Origin of the sequence: Halovenus halobia (genome assembly GCF_051414135.1) — an archaeon.
In the GTDB taxonomy this organism is placed as follows: Archaea; Halobacteriota; Halobacteria; order Halobacteriales; family Haloarculaceae; genus Halovenus; species Halovenus halobia.
The window spans coordinates 326,694-341,609 of sequence record NZ_JBLKOA010000001.1 but is presented as its reverse complement, the minus strand read 5'-3'; the positions used below and the strand labels follow the sequence as shown (position 1 = coordinate 341,609).

Here is a 14,916-nt window from a genome sequence, read left to right as displayed (position 1 = left end):
TTGGACTCGGCGAGAGAGACCGACAGAACAGCGAACTCAGCGGCGGCAGCCTCACGTAATCTCCTTCCGGTTGTTATATCACTGAGTGTCTAAAACAGTGAGACATGACTGACACCGACCGGCGACGACAGCCAGCCACAGACGGTGGGTCACCGGTGCCCGTTGGTGTCAAAATCGGCTCGACACGGACTGTTATCGCGTTTCCAGCACCGGACGGCGGTGTACAGGTTATCCGGACACTAACCTGTCTGGCGGAGTACGAGAATCCGATTACCGGCGAGACGAAGTATGCGTACGGTGACAGTGCCGCGACGGAGTATCCCGACAGCGTCGAGTTCCCACTCCGGTCGGGACTGCCTGATTCGAGTCAGCAGACCGAGCGCACGGCACAGTTTTTCGATGCCGTCCTCAACTCACACGACGTTCCTGAAGACAGCGTCGTCGTCTACGTCACGCCACTCAGCGAGAACGCGACGGGGCAGGAAAACCTGGGCCGAGTGATTGCGGACAGTCCGATTGGAACGGGAGGAATCGAGCGCTACCCAGAGATGCTGTGTGGCGCGATTCCGGCCTTCGGCGACGGCCTGGAGGCCATCGAGACGGTATTTGCAGCGATGAATCTCGGCGCAACACACGTCGAGGCCGCCGCCTTCCGCCGTGGCGAACAGGTCGCCCCGTACCGAACGGCAGCAGTCTCGGGCAACGAGGTCGACCGGAAAATCATTAGCAACGTCGAAAATGAGACACAGAGCCGGGTCCACATCGACATCAACACCGCCCGAGAGTACAAAGAACAGCACGCCAGTTTCGAGGGTTTCGAGCCACTGACCGACGTTATACAGCAACAGGGCGGTGGCCGCCACGAGTTTACAATCGGCCGCTCAATTATGGACCCGGTCGAGGAGTACCTCGACACCGTCGTGGCATACTTCGCCGGCGAGTTCCTCCCGCAGTTGTCTGGCCAGTACCGACGCGTACAGCGGTTAGCACTGGATCAACCAGTGGTTCTCACTGGTGGCATGGCGTGCGTACCCGGCTTTGTCGAGGAGTGTCAGCAACAGCTCCGTGAGGCTGTCGACGCGGAGATAGCGGTAACCGCGCCAGACCGGCCCGACATTGCCCCAGCCATCGGCGCACAGCGGATTGCGTCGCGGCTGGTCCGGTAACTATCCCGGAACTATTATCAAGACTGATAGCAAAAACGGTGGATTGAATAGGCGCACGCGCGAATGTGCGCTACAATGAGTGGTAGCGACGACCTTGGTGGGTTGGGAGAGTTAGACGACGGGGGCGAGGACCTCGGGGACCTCGACGACGGCGGTGACGATTTGGGCGGATTGGACGACGGCTTCGACGACATGGAGGGTGGCGACGAGATGGCAGGCGGCGGTGGCGGCAACGTCGACGAACTCGAACACCGACTCGACGAACTCGAAAACGAGGTTGGGAGTCTCTCTTCGACGGTCAATACCGTTCGCAACGAAAACGAGCAAATTTCCAATAGCGTCGAAGAAGTCGAAGAGAATGTCCGGAAGTTACTGGATATTTACGAGATGGTAACCCGCGGTGTCAACCCCTTCGCCGACGAGATGGGCGGCGGCGGGATGGGTGGCGGCCAGATGGACGCCCAGGATAGCTCATTTGGCCTGTTCGCCGACGACGAAGAGCAAGAAGAGGAAAGTGTCGACGAGGATATCGCCGACGCCGACGCTGAGGGCTTTTTCGACGACGACCTCGTCGAAGAAGACGAAAGCGACGAATTCGGTGAGATTGACGAGGAGACAGCCGACGGCCTCGACGACGCCGACGAATTTGAAGCCGAGGTCGAAGAGACCGAGGAGTTCGACGATGGCCTCGACGAGAGTGAGGAGTTCGACGACGACTTCGATGAGGCTTCGGAATTCGACGAGGCCGGCGAGGAGTTTGAAGAGATGGGCGGCGACTTTGACGATGGCCTCGAAGAAACCGAGGAGACGCCGACAGCGGACGGCGACGAAATGGGCGACGAGATGGGCGACGAGCAGTTGCTTGCAGAGGATACCGCCTCCAGCGAACCTGACGATCAACAGGTGAGCCGAGCGGACGACGGAGCCCCAAGCCAGAGTAAAACACAATCTGGTTCGTCGACCTCCGAAACTGAGGAATCGACCGCCGGAAAGCCGTATCTTCGGGAGGTTCCGGGCGGCATCACTGGTGATCTGGTCGTCGTCGAGTGGCTGGAATATCTCGTCGACGAAGTGGGTGCTCGGGGTGCGTCGGAAGCAATCCAGTACTACGAGACGATTGACTGGGTGACTGAAACCGTTGCGACCGAACTCGAAGCCCACCTCGGCCAGTTCGAGCACGGCCACCAAGGGTCGCTCTCGACCGAGCACCACAGGCAGAGCCTCGCGTACATCGACCAACTCAGGGGAGGCGAGGATACGCAGGCGTCCATCTTCGGTGGTGGTGACTCACTGTGAGCCCCGCCATCGGAGAAATTGTGGGGGTCGTACACCAGCCAACACCGTTAACCCGGTTACTCACAAACATTGTAGTTGAGCAGCGAGCACGAGCAAATGCGGAGCGGCAGGTGCCGATACAACCAGATACCCAGGGAGTGTCACGATGAGTCTAGCACAACAGGATTTATACTCGATTGGACTTGGCGAGCGAGATCGACTGAACAAAGAACTCGGCGGCGGACTTCCGCCCGGCAGCATCGTCCTCGTCGAGGGCGAATACGGTGCCGGCAAGTCTGCGATGAGCCAGCGCTTTTCGTACGGGCTGTGCGAGGAAGGCACGATGGTCTCACTGCTATCGACAGAGTTGACTGTCGGTTCGTTCCTCGAACAGATGCACTCGCTTGACTACGGGATGGTCGACCACATGCTCGACGAGAACATCCTCTACCTGCACGCCGCCATCGGTGACTCGAAAAACACCTTCACCATGGACGACGACGACGAGGAAGACCGGAAAGAGCTACTTCGACGACTGATGGAAGCCGAAGTGATGTGGGACTCTGATGTCGTCATTATCGATACTTTCGACGCCATCCTCCGGAACGACCCCAAGTTCGAGGCGCTGGTCCGACAGAACGAGGAGCGCCAAGCCGCACTGGAGATTATCTCGTTTTTCCGTGATATCATCTCCGAAGGCAAGGTCATCATCCTGACTGTCGACCCGACGACACTGGACGAGGAGGCACTCGGTCCGTTCCGCTCGATTGCAGACGTCTTCATCGAGTTAGAGATGGTCGAAGTCGGCAACGAAACCCGGCGGCAGGTCAACGTTTTGCGGTTTGCGGGGATGGGTGAGCAGGTGGGTGACACCATTGGCTTCTCCGTCCGACAGGGGACCGGTATCGTCATCGAATCACGTAGTGTCGCCTAACTTATGACAGACCACGGACAGCCAACTCCCTCAGATGAACTCAGACAACACGCGGCCCGACGGCCACATCTCCGTGAGCATCTGATGAAGTTCAAGCAGATTACGGGGGAGTTTCCGCTGTTCATCGAAGAAGCCGACGACGAGTACGAGTCTCAGCGGCCAAACGTGCTCTATCCCGTCGGCGGACCCATCTACTGTCACATCTACGGCGATGTCGGACAGGATATGAAATACTACGTCATCGAACCTGACCTGTCCGACGATGAGTGGTCCGTGTTCAACAAAGTCCGAGACAAACTGCTCGAACGCAGCGTCACCAAGCCCGCACCACAGGACGAGGCGGAGTACGACGACCGTATCGAGGAGTTGATGGAGGAGACGACGAAGATCAAACAACCCGAAGAAGAGGCAGATGGTGGCGTTCTAACGCGGCTGAAGAATATTACTGACGTAGGCAAAGTCGAGTTGACCGAACAGACCTACGAGAACATCCGCTATCGGCTCAACCGCGATATTGTCGGACTTGGCCCGCTCGAACCGGTAATGCGCGACCCGGCCAACGAGGATATTCACGTTATCGGGCCAAACCAGTGTTTCACCGACCACTCGGTCTACAGCATGCTCGAGACGACTGTCGAGTGGGAGAGTGACGACCACTTCGACCAGTGGCTCAAGAACATGGGCGAGCGGATGGGTGACCCAGTGTCCGACAGCGACCCGATTGTGGACTCGACGTTGCCCGACGGGTCACGTCTCAACCTCATCTACTCGGACGACGTGAGCCTCAAAGGCCCCTCACTGACGATTCGTCAGGGCGACGAGGTGCCGCTATCGATTTTCCAGATTACCGCCTGGAGCACGCTCAGCCCCGAGTTAGCGGCGTATCTCTGGCTCTGTCTCGAAAACGAGCAGACCGTCTTCGTCGTTGGGGAGACAGCGTCAGGGAAGACGACCACGCTGAACGCGAGTATGTCGTTTATTCCGCGGGACTCGAAGGTCTACACCGCGGAGGACACCGCAGAGGTCATGCCGCCACACGACACGTGGCAACAACTGCTGACTCGTGAGGGCGACGACGAGTCCACGTCGATTACGATGTTCGACCTCGTCGCGGCCGCCCTCCGTTCTCGCCCTGACTACATCATCGTGGGCGAGGTTCGTGGTGAGGAGGGTCGGATGGCGTTCCAGGCAGCACAGACCGGCCACCCGGTGATGCTGACCTTCCACGCCAGCGATATCGTCTCCATGATTCAGCGATTCACGGGTGACCCGATCAATATTCCCGAGACGTTCATGGATAACGCCGACGTTGCACTGTTCCAGAATCGTGTCAAACAGGGCGATGACGTGCTTCGACGGGTTACCTCGGTGCAGGAAATCGAGGGCTACTCCAAGGAGATGGACGGCGTCGTGACCCGCCAGGCCTTCTACTGGGACCCCGTCGAGGACGAAATTGTCTTCCAGGGTCGAAACAACTCCTACGTCCTCGAAGAACAGATTGCGACCCTGCTGGGTTACGAGGACACCCGAGATATTTACGACGACCTGGATTTCCGGGCGCGGATTATCGAGCGGGCGATTCAGGAGGGAATCGTCGGCTACCACGAAGTAAACGAACTGATAACTGACTTCCAGCGAGACGGTGTCGAGGGACTCCCCTTCGACATCTACAGGCAAGACTAATGGCCACCGATAGTGCGGACCCAGCCTTTGACCTGACGATTACCGAGAACATCAAGTCGCTGCTTGAGTCCTACCGGCGGATGGAGATGCCGATGGGCCAATACGTCACGTTCATTCTCGTCCCAGCACTGGCGTTTTTCCTCGTGACCATCTTCATGCCGCTTTTGCTCAGCAGCCAACCGCTGGTCGTTCGCGTGCCAATTCCGCTGCTCGGACTGCTCGCCTTTATCTCGGCGGTGTTTTACCCGAAGATTCTGGTCAGCCAGCGCCGTCGGCAACTCAACAACCAGTTCCACCTGATGGTTACACACATGACCGTGCTGGCAATCACGAAAATCGACCGGATGGAGGTCTTTCGGTCGCTGGCTCAGGAAGAGGAGTACGGCGAACTCGCCAAGGAGATGGGGCGGGTCGTCGAACTCGTCGATACCTGGAACCAGAGTCTCGACGACGCCTGCCGACGCCGGGCACAGGAAGTCCCGAGCGAAACGGTGGCAGACTTTTTCGAGCGACTCGCCTACACCATCAGCGCCGGGCAGTCACTCCGTGAGTACCTGCTGACCGAGCAGGAGAGCATCATTCAGGAGTACGCGACGGTCTACGAATCGACACTGAACAACCTCGACGTGATGAAAGACCTCTACCTGTCGATGGTGCTCTCGATGACGTTCGCGCTGGTGTTCGCAGTCGTGCTGCCGGTGCTGACAGGGACGAATCCGACGATGACCGTCAGCGCGGTCATCGTGATGTATATCTTCATCCAGACTGGCTTCTATATGGCACTGCGGTCGCTCTCGCCGTACGACCCACGGTGGTACCACCCGCCAGAGAAACCCTCGAAGGCAAAGCCCCGGATTCGAGCGAGTTTCTGGACCGGTGTTGCGCTCTGTGGTGTGCTGGCGTTCGTCACCTACGGCGGATTGCTCGGAATCCTCCCAGTTCGAATCTCGATGATTGTCCCGTTTTTCGGCACGCCGATGCCGCTCCCACTGTACGCGGTGATTCCGATCACTCCACTACTCATCCCCGGGATTGTGCTGTACCGACAGGAGAAACTCGTCAAGGCCCGTGATGACGAGTTCCCGAGTTTCATCAGGGCGCTGGGGACGACGGAGTCGGTCAAACAATCGACCAGTTCTGACGTACTCCAGACGCTACGCGAGAAAGACTTCGGCCCGCTGACCGACAACATCGACGACCTGTACAAACGGCTGAATATGCGAATCGAGCCGGCGGAGGCGTGGCGCTACTTCACCGCTGACTGTCGTTCCTACCTGATCCAGACGTTCAGCGAGATGTATCTCATCGGCCGAGAGATGGGTGGCGACCCACAAATTCTCGGCGAGCTAATCGGTGAGAACATGAGCGAAGTGAACCGTCTCCGGCAGCAGCGTAACCAGGCAGCAACGACGATGGTCGGGTTGCTCCACGGAATCAACGCAGCAGCGACCTTCGCGTTTTTCATCGGCCTCGAAGTCGTTCGTATTCTGAGTAACATGCAACTCGATTTGGGTAACGCCGGCGGCAGCGGGTTCAGCGCGAGCTCACTCATCAGTACGAGCATGTACAACATCCCGCTTATCGAGTTTCTGCTGGTCATCGTTATCATGTTCTCGGCGATGCTATCGTCGCTGATGATCCGAACCGTCGACGGCGGCCACAAGATCAACAGCTACGTACACTTCGTCGCGCTGGCGTGGATTGCGGCGCTAACTGCAATCTTGACACGGGTTGTCGTCAGCAGTTTCCTCTCGGTCTGAGTCTGCCGTTTTGATGACGTCGCGGTCGTCTGCCCTGTGTGGCACGAGAGATTACTCACGAGGAGACGAGACCACAGCCATGGATGAAAGTGATTTCGGCAACGACGGCAAGGCGTTCATCTGTCGCCGCGGGCTTTCCGAGGAAAAGCCACTCTGTGACGGGTCGCACAAGATGACAGCAGACAAAGACGAGGGCACAGTCAACAGGTACGAGGATGACAGCCCTGACGGCGAGCGCCGCGAGATTGCCGAGACCAACTACGCCGAGGAGTAGCGGATTCCAGAGGGCTTATTCGGCCAGCAAGCAGATGATGTGCCAATGAGCGAACGCGAGGCGTTTTTGGCTGGCGAGCGGCCGTCGGACATTCACATTTTCCTGCACGAGGACAGTGTCTCGAACGCTGAAGCCTTGCAAGCACACGGCGAGAGCGTGGCCGAAGGCATCGTGCTGGTGATGGACGGCGACCAGGCCCGGAGTGTCTTCCAGCAAGCGACCGGTATCGACCCGATGGCACTCGCACAGGAGGCGATGAAGCAGGACGGGTCGGTGACTGAGGACTGCACGGCAGCGACCTGTCCAGAGGGCGACGACCACGCACCGAAGTTCATCTTCGCCTTCGCCGAAGAACAGAACGAGGAGGTTGGTGGCATCTACGCTGATGGGCCCGTCATCCACGCCTACGTCGCATGTGACTGCGGGACGCGATATTCCGACAAGTGGGTCGTCGACGCGTAAACCGTCGCTTGAGTGACCGCAAACGTCTCGTTGCTGGGCAATCTGAGGCGAGACATGGACCGACGACGGTATCTCGCCGCCACCGGCGTGGCGGTAGCTGGTCTCGCAGCTGGCTGTGTCGGGAACGCTGACTCCCCAGACAGGGGAGACGATACCGACCAAGGGACACCGATGATGACATACGAGGCACGGAACGACAAAACCGACGACGGGAGACCGCTCGAACATACCGTGAACGTCCTGTACGGAGGGCTTCGAGACGAGCGGCGCCCGCTCAGACTCGAACTGAGCTCACGAACCAGAGTGACGAGAGAATCGCTTACGGGGAACGACGGAGTGCGCTGGGCCTCGATGCCCGTGCGAACGGATTTATTTTACTCGGGGCGGGCGGCCAGTTCTACGGCTTCAGGGACGGCTGGTGGACGAAAACTGAGGTGATCGCTCGGACCGAAGAGTATCAGGTCGGGACGCTAGAACCGGGAGAAAGCACGAGAGTCGAGCGAGTTGTTGTCGTCAACGATATCAACAAAAATCCGGACCAGCTCCCAGACGAGCTTCGATTCGAGCTGTCATATCGTGCCGGCTCGGAAGCAGACAATCGGGACTGGACCGACTACGAGTGGGGCTTCAGGCTCGTCGCCGTTGGTGGAAACTAATCTTCAGCCTGGCTCGCCTGTGCATCCGTTTCCGCCGCGAGGCGCTTGAACGCCTCGAGAATAGTCTGTTTTGCGACCGCACCCTGCGTCGTCCAGTGGTGGGCGTAATCGAGCATGTCATCGTAGATTTCTGGCTTGCAACCCGCCGCTTTCGGGTGGCCGCCGCCGCTGACCTGTTCGGCAACCTCGTGACAGCGCTCGAAGGAGTCGGTCCCACGAATCGACGCCGACCCAGCAGGTTTGACGATGACAGCCGCGTCCGTGCCCTGTTCTCGGAGCGCCTCGGCAACCTCGTTTTGCGAACAGCGACCGTAGGTCACACCGACCGTCCACGGTCCGATGTCGTGAATCTCGGCGCGGTCGACGGCTTTCTCGATCAGCGCTTCTTTCTCGACGCGGCGCTCGGCGAGTAGTTCCGCGGCCTCGGGCGGCAGGTCTGGGCCGTGTTCGAGCACCGTCTCGATATACTCCTCGGGTTCGACCCAGTGGGCGTAATCCGCCAGGTCGTCCGAGCGCTCGTCGTCGCGAATCCAGAGGTCGTGGTCACGGGTGACTGCGGCCAGGTCGACGAGGCTGTCGTCGAACTCGGCGTCAAGTTCCGACAGCGCAACATCGGCAGTACAGACCGCATCAGAGTCACCGACGGTGAGGTCGACACCACTCTCGCGAACCTCGGCGGCAAGGTCCTCGTCCCACTGGTGGTGGTCGTACCACGTCGCCCCACCGAGACGGTCAACTACGGCGGGGAGGTCCGCGATATCACCAGTCCGGTCGGGACAGAGGTCACAGATGAACAGTCTGGCCTCCGACGGCGCGTACTCGGCAATCCACTCGAACGACTCCCGGAGTTCGTGGGGGCTGGTCGGGAGCAGCGTTCCCGAACCGAGGGCCGCACGAATCAGTGCCGTACACGCGAGTCCGTCGGCGTCGGGGTCGGCAACAACAATCACCGAGGCGTCGGCGAGTGTCTCGGCTGCTTCGCGTTCCTCCTGTTCAGCTTCGATTGAGTCCGGTCGGAAAAAGCCCTCTCCGGGGAGGAGAGATTTCCGACCGAGAGAGAGGTTGTCGTCGTCGATGAGCCAATCTTTCATACTCAATCCAGCAGAGCAACCCTCAAAAGGACGCCGGTCGACCGACTCAGGCCGGTTCAGCGTCTTCGAGTTGTCTGACGGTCAACACGGGCTGTGAGGCCGAGCGGACCACTGCTTCGGCAACGCTGCCGAGCAGGAAGGCGTGGTCACCGTCGCGGCCCCGGGTACCCATCGCAATCACGTCAGCGTCAACTGCGTCGGCGTAAGTCGTAATCTCTGTATGTGGGTCTCCCTCGCGAACGGCCGTGACAAGTTCGATCGCGCCACCTGCCTCGTCCTCGGCGAAAGCGAGTGCGTCATCCCCCGCGGATTTGATGGCAGTTGCGAGGTCCTCACGGATCTCGGCAGGAGAGTTTTCGATTTCGTCGGTGTCGATGACATACAACGCGTGGACCTCAGCCTCGAACCGTCGGGCGAAATCGACTGCCGTCTCGACGCTCCGGGCAGCACTCTCGGAGCCGTCGGTCGCGATAACCACAGTATCGAACATACTCCACCCATCGGCAGGCAGGGCAAAAAACGGGTGGGTTCCAGACGGATGGTAGCTGACCGGCGGGTTTTTTTATTCGGCCCTCCGCAGAATTGACAATGACCCCCGAGATTGACCTTGTGCTGTCGGCGGCCGATAACACCCAAGAAGCCGCCGAAGCCGCCGCGTGCGCCGCCGAAGTAGCGGCCCGATACGACGCGGATCTTCACCTGTTGCACGTCATTGACCAACGGATCGTCCGCGGTCTCGAAACTGGCGACCTGCCAAGTGAGGTCGTCGCCGACCGACAGCAATGGATCACCGGCCACGCTCGTCAGCACCTTCCCGAGGACGGGTCGGTGACACTCACCCAGTCCGGTGCTATCGGCTTCTCGAAGGACCGACTGGACCAGACACCGGGTAGTGTTATCTTGACTGTTGCCGACAATCTTGAGGCGGACTTTCTGGTCGTCCCGCGCGTTACTGCTCACGGGTCGCCCGACGAGGTGCTCGGAAAAGCCGCGCTGCACGTGCTCGAATACGCAGAACAGCCTGTCTTGTCGGTCTGATCAGGCTAACCGGAGCGACATCATCCGCTCGAAGCGCTCGTTTTCCCAGGCCTCGAAGCCGATCTTCTCGTAGAGGTTGACCGCCGGTTTGTTCCAGCGTTCGACAGAGAGCCAGACACACTCGATTCCTTCCTCAGCGGCACCGCCCAGTGCCGTCTCCACCAGTGCGGTACCAATCGACGCACCCTGGTATGGCTGGAGGACGAAAATCGCGAGTTCGTAGGCACCCTCGTCGTCACCAACGAGCATCACGTGGCCAACAGCGCTGTCTTCGTGCCAGGCGATGATGTTCAGTTCCTCCGCGGTCATGACGGCGTCAAGCCAGTCTCGGATGTCTGGCTCTCTCGTCGGAGGAATCCCCTGTGCCCGGTCCTCGGAGTCGAAACTGAGATACATCTCGACAAGTGCCTCAGTGTCACTATCGGCCTGTCTGAGTTCGATTTCGCGACCCTCGCCGTCGGTAATCGTTCGGGGCGGGGCTGGGAAGCCGTCAACAGGTTCGTCGGGATATTCCACGCTCATCTGATAAGTTTCACCGTCGTTCGGGAGTTCATGAGGACGAATTCGTGAACGTCGTCGAGTTTGATTTTCCCCAGTGGACTTCGTTGCCCGCCTGAGAGGACAATTTGGTCGAACTCTTCGCGCTCGGCGAGTTCGACTAATCGACTCCCTGGGTCTGATTCGATGCGTTTGATTCCACAGTCGACGCCGAGTGTCTGAATACGGTCGCGAACGGCTGACACTGTCTCGTCGAGTGGGCCGTCGGCCGCATAGATGGCGATTGTCAGTTGGTCGCCGGTCTGCTTGGCGCGTTCGACTGTCGATTCCAGCGCCTCGATGCCGTGGGTGGTATCTTCGATCCCGACGAGGACACGCATATCTGAACTGTCGGCCGCCGTATATAAAAGCACAGCGGCGGCACCCGGTAGAGCACGTACGTTTTTCACCACGGCGAACCAGCCTCGGATATGCCAACGAACGCAGGCGACGACGCCGACGCAAACCCCGAGGGCGAGGAAGCCGAACCGAGCCAGAACCCCGAGAGTCCGACACCGGACGCCGAGGAGTTCGTCAGCGACGATGAGTCGGCCAACGCAGAGACGACCCCAGAACCAGACGTCCCCGAAGATGTCCAAGCCTACACTAAGTTCTCGAAAATCGACGGGAGCACCTACGACCGGGCGAACGAGTTTCTCCGTGAACGCACCTACATCACGGCCCGTGAGTGGGCGATTGCCCGTCTCTGTGCTGACTTCCGGACCGAGACTGGTGTCGAGATGACCAAAATCGGGGAGAACCTTCCGCATCTCGTCCCTTTCATGACCGACACCTACAGCCCACAGGCTGTCAATCAGGCCCGGCACTCCTTCGAGGAGAAAGTCCGCAAGTCCGGCGCAACCTTCCTCTACGGCGCAATGTCTGAGTTCTTCACCGCAGAAGAACTGGACGATGTGATGTACGAAGCCACCGAGGTGGCGAAGTTCCTGCTGGAAGTCGAAGGCGTCAATCTCTCTGTCGAAGAGGAACTCGAAGCCGAAGACCGCATTACCGAAGTGATGCGGGATGTGCGCCAACACAGCGTCGAACTCAGACACGACGACGTCTGCTGTCCGGAGTGTGGACACGAGTTCGATGCCAGCGACACGTGAGACCAAAAGTACTAATTTGTTGTCAATGCCAGTCAGTCGTATGACCGAGCGTGGCTTTCCGACGACCTGGCGAGACCCGGAGTATCTCGGGGCAATCGCCGGGACAGTGTCGACGGCCGCACTCTTCTATTACAGCGCCGTGGTGAGTTCCGCGCCCTCCTCAGAGACAATTGGATTCGTGCTGCTGTGGGTGTTCGCTCCGGCAATCGCAGTCTACTGGATCGCACAGCAAGCGCTGTAATCAGAGCCGGTCGGAGACATACTGGAAGTCCACACCAGCGCGGTCGGCGGCGATCTCGTCAGTCTCGGAGTCACCGATAAACAGTGCTGAGGCTGGTGAGCAATCGAGTGACTGAATCGTGTGCAGGAGTGGCTCTGGGTCTGGCTTGTACGAATCGAGGGTATCGCGCCCGACAATAGCCTGAACGTGCCTGTCGAGTCCGTGCATCTCGAGTGCGATTCGACAGGCTGCCTCGCAGTTGAGCGAACAGACCCCAATGGGAACGTCGAGGGGAAGTTCGTCAGCGAGAGCCAGTCGTTCAGAGCGGCGCGCGCCCTCGCGTTCGTGTTCCTGAATCGCGTCCTCGACGGCGCGCTGGAGGGGGCCGCCGTGAGCGTGCTCGAACAGTTCCCACAGGTCCATCTCCGCGACATCCACATCACGAGCACGTAGTTTCGAGGCTACGTCGTCACGGACCTGCCCCCAGTTGACAATGAGTCGGGCGAGTGTTCCGTCAAGGTCGTAGACGACTGCCTCGTACTCCGCTGTCACGGCTGGCCGTAAGGCAAGCCCAATCATATGGGCTTCGGTCACGAATACGGGCAGCCTTATTAGGGCGGCCGTCGAACCAGCGCAAGATGGGTATCGACAAGCCAGATCTTTCAGACAGCACAGCTTTCATTACAGGTACAACCCGCGGTATTGGCAAGTCCATCGCACTGGACCTCGCCAAGCAGGGTTGTAACATCGTCTCGACCGGCAAAACCAGCGAGAACGACGACTACAAAGAGGAAAAAGACCTCGAAGGCAGTATCGAGCAGACCGCCCGCGAAGCCGAGGAACACGGCGTCGAGGCACTGCCAATCAAACTCAACGTCCGCGAAGAAGAAAACGTCGAGTCTGCTGTCGAAGAAGCAATCGACCACTTTGGCGAAATCAATATCGTCATCAACAACGCCAGCGCGATTCAGCCAGAAAAGATCGAAGACCTGCCGCCGAATCGCTTCGACCTGCTCAACGACGTCAACGTTCGTGGCACGTATCTCACCTGCCACTACTTCGTTGACCACCTCAAGAGCATCGAGGACAAAGACACGTGGGTGCTGACGAACGCGCCGCCGATCAAGACCGACCGCGCACCTGGCAGTGGGCCCTACACGTGGTCGAAACTCGGGATGACCTTCATGACGCTCTCGCTGGCCGGCGAGTTGAGCAACTTCGACATCGGCTGTAACGCCTTCTGGCCCGCAACAGCTATCGATACACGCGCGACCCGGTACTTCGGGATGGGGACGGAAGATGACTGGCGAACGCCACAGATTGTCTCCGACACAGTGCTCGAAATCCTGAACCGCGACCCTGCCGAGTTCACCGGCAACGCGGTCTACGACGAAGAACTGCTCTGGGAGGCCGGCGTCAAGGACCTCTCGGAGTACAATCTCACCGAGGGCGACCCGGCACCGATGTCGGCACAGATGACCAACCCGGATTACGAGAGTCCCAAATAAGCTGCGACTCGCTCCCCGGTTATTCGGTCCAGTACCGAGCAGCCCGACAGCGCCAGCACTGCCATACTACTCCGACTCGTCCGTGACCGAAACTGTGTCGTCAGTGTCGACGGCACCAGGTCCGTCTGGCTCCGGAGGGGAGTCGTCACGGTCCAGTTCCTCAATTCGGCGCTCGATACGCTGGAACTGCTGGCGTTGTTGGCGGTTTGCTGTGACGATCAGGTCAGACAACACGCCGAACATCACCAGTTGCAGGCCAAAGAGGATAGCAACGCCGCTGGCCAGCGCAATCACCTCCCGGGAGATGCCATATACAACCCAGGAGAACGCGACGAAGCCTGCGAGAACGAACCCAACGAGGCCGCTGAGGAAGCCGACACTACCGAAGTAGAAGATTGGATTGTTCTTTTTCGCCAGTCGGTACAGCGTTATCAGGATGTTGCCGCCGTCGCGGAACGGCCGGAGGTTTGTCTCCGACCCTTCGGGACGGGGCTCGTAGGTGACCGGAACAACCGTCGTGACAATGTCGTGGCGGACACACTCGACGGCGAGTTCGGTTTCGATGCCGAAGCCGTCGGCCGACAGCGACAGTCGCTCGAAGGAGTCGGTGGTGAACGCGCGGTAACCACTGAGAATGTCCTGCAGGTCCCGGCCGTGGACGACGCTGAACACGCGGTTGATGATGCGGTTGCCACTCTGGTTCAGCCGACTCATGGCGCCTGGTTGCATGTCGGCAAAGCGGTCGCCGATAACGTGGTCGGCCACCCCATCGAAGAGTGGTCCGACCAGTCTGTCAGCCTGCTCTGGGCGGTACGTCGCGTCACCGTCGATCATGAGCACGTACGGTGCCTCGACCAGTCCAACCGCCTCCCGGACGGCTTGGCCCTTTCCGTCGCCGCTCTGCTGGACGACGCGTGCGCCAGCGTCGGTGGCAACTTCTCGTGTCCCATCTGTCGACCCGCCGTCGATGACGAGAATGTTCTCGTAGCCGACCGCTCTGAACCGCTCGATCACATCACCAACTGCTGTGGCCTCGTTGTATGTCGGGATGAGGACACAGACCTGCTCTCGGTCGACCATACCCACAGTTGATGACTGACACAAAAAAACGTACGTGTTCGTCCGGTAGCGGGTGGGCAAAATTGACCCGTCGTCGTGGGGACGTTCAGCCAGATGGACGGCTACTGTGTGCAGTGGTCA

General features: G+C 59.4%; 18 protein-coding genes. 12 read left to right on the top strand and 6 right to left on the bottom strand.

Annotated elements, in window-relative coordinates; translation table 11 throughout:
- The first annotated feature begins 104 nt into the window (after nt 1-104).
- The 8 genes from ACMGFM_RS01860 to ACMGFM_RS01825 all read left to right on the top strand — a co-directional run bounded on the left by ACMGFM_RS01860 (nt 105) and on the right by ACMGFM_RS01825 (nt 8,210).
- On the top strand, nt 105-1,166 hold the full coding sequence (locus tag ACMGFM_RS01860) for an actin-like salactin (RefSeq protein WP_436900621.1): 1,062 nt from the start codon (nt 105-107) through the stop codon (nt 1,164-1,166).
- Between the two features lie 75 nt (nt 1,167-1,241).
- Nucleotides 1,242-2,462, top strand: a complete 1,221-nt coding sequence (locus ACMGFM_RS01855; RefSeq protein ID WP_436900620.1) for a flagella accessory protein C — start codon at nt 1,242-1,244, stop codon at nt 2,460-2,462.
- Nucleotides 2,463-2,607: 145 nt separating this feature from the next.
- Complete coding sequence (arlH, locus tag ACMGFM_RS01850) at nt 2,608-3,375, top strand: archaellum protein ArlH (protein ID WP_436900619.1); 768 nt, start codon at nt 2,608-2,610, stop codon at nt 3,373-3,375.
- A 3-nt stretch (nt 3,376-3,378) separates the two neighbouring features.
- A complete protein-coding gene (gene flaI, locus ACMGFM_RS01845; protein WP_436900618.1) occupies nt 3,379-5,058 on the top strand; it encodes an archaellum flagellar ATPase motor FlaI in 1,680 nt (559 codons plus the stop codon).
- The gene (arlJ, locus tag ACMGFM_RS01840) at nt 5,058-6,818 is read left to right on the top strand and encodes an archaellar assembly protein ArlJ/FlaJ (protein ID WP_436900617.1); all 1,761 of its coding nucleotides are present in this window, start codon (nt 5,058-5,060) and stop codon (nt 6,816-6,818) included. The genes flaI and arlJ overlap by 1 nt, the downstream gene beginning before the upstream one ends.
- A gap of 79 nt (nt 6,819-6,897) precedes the next feature.
- Nucleotides 6,898-7,092, top strand: coding sequence for a CDGSH iron-sulfur domain-containing protein (locus ACMGFM_RS01835; RefSeq protein ID WP_436900616.1), 195 nt, complete (start codon nt 6,898-6,900; stop codon nt 7,090-7,092).
- Between the two features lie 45 nt (nt 7,093-7,137).
- Nucleotides 7,138-7,554, top strand: coding sequence for a DUF5807 family protein (locus tag ACMGFM_RS01830; RefSeq protein WP_436900614.1), 417 nt, complete (start codon nt 7,138-7,140; stop codon nt 7,552-7,554).
- Nucleotides 7,555-7,988: 434 nt separating this feature from the next.
- On the top strand, nt 7,989-8,210 hold the full coding sequence (locus ACMGFM_RS01825) for a hypothetical protein (protein WP_436900613.1): 222 nt from the start codon (nt 7,989-7,991) through the stop codon (nt 8,208-8,210).
- On the opposite strand, the gene ACMGFM_RS01820 is transcribed toward ACMGFM_RS01825, so the two are convergent.
- Together ACMGFM_RS01820 and ACMGFM_RS01815 are read right to left on the bottom strand one after the other, a co-directional pair.
- Nucleotides 8,207-9,301, bottom strand: a complete 1,095-nt coding sequence (locus ACMGFM_RS01820; RefSeq protein WP_436900612.1) for a DHH family phosphoesterase — start codon at nt 9,299-9,301, stop codon at nt 8,207-8,209. The two genes, ACMGFM_RS01825 and ACMGFM_RS01820, sit on opposite strands and share 4 nt — an antisense overlap.
- A 46-nt stretch (nt 9,302-9,347) precedes the next feature.
- On the bottom strand, nt 9,348-9,791 hold the full coding sequence (locus tag ACMGFM_RS01815; protein WP_436900611.1) for a universal stress protein: 444 nt from the start codon (nt 9,789-9,791) through the stop codon (nt 9,348-9,350).
- Between the two features lie 98 nt (nt 9,792-9,889).
- Here ACMGFM_RS01815 and ACMGFM_RS01810 point away from each other — a divergent pair, with 98 nt between their 5' ends.
- Complete coding sequence (locus tag ACMGFM_RS01810) at nt 9,890-10,339, top strand: universal stress protein (RefSeq protein WP_436900609.1); 450 nt, start codon at nt 9,890-9,892, stop codon at nt 10,337-10,339.
- Here ACMGFM_RS01810 and ACMGFM_RS01805 read toward each other — a convergent pair whose 3' ends face one another.
- The gene (locus ACMGFM_RS01805) at nt 10,340-10,861 is read right to left on the bottom strand and encodes a GNAT family N-acetyltransferase (RefSeq protein ID WP_436900608.1); all 522 of its coding nucleotides are present in this window, start codon (nt 10,859-10,861) and stop codon (nt 10,340-10,342) included.
- Nucleotides 10,858-11,217 carry a universal stress protein gene (locus ACMGFM_RS01800; RefSeq protein WP_436900606.1) on the bottom strand — a complete coding sequence of 120 codons (360 nt, stop codon included), beginning with the start codon at nt 11,215-11,217 and terminating at the stop codon, nt 10,858-10,860. Before ACMGFM_RS01800 ends, ACMGFM_RS01805 begins: the two co-directional genes overlap by 4 nt.
- A 90-nt stretch (nt 11,218-11,307) precedes the next feature.
- Between ACMGFM_RS01800 and ACMGFM_RS01795 the strand changes: the two genes are divergently transcribed.
- A complete protein-coding gene (locus ACMGFM_RS01795; RefSeq protein ID WP_436900605.1) occupies nt 11,308-11,988 on the top strand; it encodes a DUF5806 family protein in 681 nt (226 codons plus the stop codon).
- 40 nt (nt 11,989-12,028) lie between these two features.
- A complete protein-coding gene (locus ACMGFM_RS01790; protein ID WP_436900604.1) occupies nt 12,029-12,229 on the top strand; it encodes a hypothetical protein in 201 nt (66 codons plus the stop codon).
- Here the strand turns inward: ACMGFM_RS01790 and ACMGFM_RS01785 are convergent, their stop codons facing one another.
- The gene (locus ACMGFM_RS01785) at nt 12,230-12,787 is read right to left on the bottom strand and encodes an HAD family hydrolase (RefSeq protein WP_436900602.1); all 558 of its coding nucleotides are present in this window, start codon (nt 12,785-12,787) and stop codon (nt 12,230-12,232) included.
- A gap of 59 nt (nt 12,788-12,846) precedes the next feature.
- Here ACMGFM_RS01785 and ACMGFM_RS01780 point away from each other — a divergent pair, with 59 nt between their 5' ends.
- Entirely contained in the window at nt 12,847-13,716 is an 870-nt protein-coding gene (locus tag ACMGFM_RS01780) for an SDR family oxidoreductase (RefSeq protein WP_436900601.1), read from the top strand.
- Nucleotides 13,717-13,782: 66 nt separating this feature from the next.
- Here ACMGFM_RS01780 and aglJ read toward each other — a convergent pair whose 3' ends face one another.
- Nucleotides 13,783-14,796 (bottom strand): S-layer glycoprotein N-glycosyltransferase AglJ, encoded by a 1,014-nt coding sequence (gene aglJ / locus ACMGFM_RS01775; RefSeq protein ID WP_436900600.1) that lies wholly within the window; start codon nt 14,794-14,796, stop codon nt 13,783-13,785.
- Nucleotides 14,797-14,916 lie beyond the last annotated feature (120 nt).

Bases quoted from the DNA above. Each gene is read 5' to 3' on its own strand.
- ACMGFM_RS01780 (WP_436900601.1), top strand. From the start codon at position 12,847: ATGGGTATCGACAAGCCAGATCTTTCAGACAGCACAGCTTTCATTACA.
- aglJ (WP_436900600.1), bottom strand. From the start codon at position 14,796: ATGGTCGACCGAGAGCAGGTCTGTGTCCTCATCCCGACATACAACGAG.
- flaI (WP_436900618.1), top strand. From the start codon at position 3,379: ATGACAGACCACGGACAGCCAACTCCCTCAGATGAACTCAGACAACAC.
- ACMGFM_RS01805 (WP_436900608.1), bottom strand. From the start codon at position 10,861: ATGAGCGTGGAATATCCCGACGAACCTGTTGACGGCTTCCCAGCCCCG.
- ACMGFM_RS01795 (WP_436900605.1), top strand. From the start codon at position 11,308: ATGCCAACGAACGCAGGCGACGACGCCGACGCAAACCCCGAGGGCGAG.
- arlJ (WP_436900617.1), top strand. From the start codon at position 5,058: ATGGCCACCGATAGTGCGGACCCAGCCTTTGACCTGACGATTACCGAG.
- ACMGFM_RS01800 (WP_436900606.1), bottom strand. From the start codon at position 11,217: ATGCGTGTCCTCGTCGGGATCGAAGATACCACCCACGGCATCGAGGCG.
- ACMGFM_RS01855 (WP_436900620.1), top strand. From the start codon at position 1,242: ATGAGTGGTAGCGACGACCTTGGTGGGTTGGGAGAGTTAGACGACGGG.
- ACMGFM_RS01785 (WP_436900602.1), bottom strand. From the start codon at position 12,787: ATGATTGGGCTTGCCTTACGGCCAGCCGTGACAGCGGAGTACGAGGCA.
- ACMGFM_RS01810 (WP_436900609.1), top strand. From the start codon at position 9,890: ATGACCCCCGAGATTGACCTTGTGCTGTCGGCGGCCGATAACACCCAA.
- ACMGFM_RS01830 (WP_436900614.1), top strand. From the start codon at position 7,138: ATGAGCGAACGCGAGGCGTTTTTGGCTGGCGAGCGGCCGTCGGACATT.
- arlH (WP_436900619.1), top strand. From the start codon at position 2,608: ATGAGTCTAGCACAACAGGATTTATACTCGATTGGACTTGGCGAGCGA.
- ACMGFM_RS01835 (WP_436900616.1), top strand. From the start codon at position 6,898: ATGGATGAAAGTGATTTCGGCAACGACGGCAAGGCGTTCATCTGTCGC.
- ACMGFM_RS01860 (WP_436900621.1), top strand. From the start codon at position 105: ATGACTGACACCGACCGGCGACGACAGCCAGCCACAGACGGTGGGTCA.
- ACMGFM_RS01820 (WP_436900612.1), bottom strand. From the start codon at position 9,301: ATGAAAGATTGGCTCATCGACGACGACAACCTCTCTCTCGGTCGGAAA.
- ACMGFM_RS01815 (WP_436900611.1), bottom strand. From the start codon at position 9,791: ATGTTCGATACTGTGGTTATCGCGACCGACGGCTCCGAGAGTGCTGCC.
- ACMGFM_RS01790 (WP_436900604.1), top strand. From the start codon at position 12,029: ATGACCGAGCGTGGCTTTCCGACGACCTGGCGAGACCCGGAGTATCTC.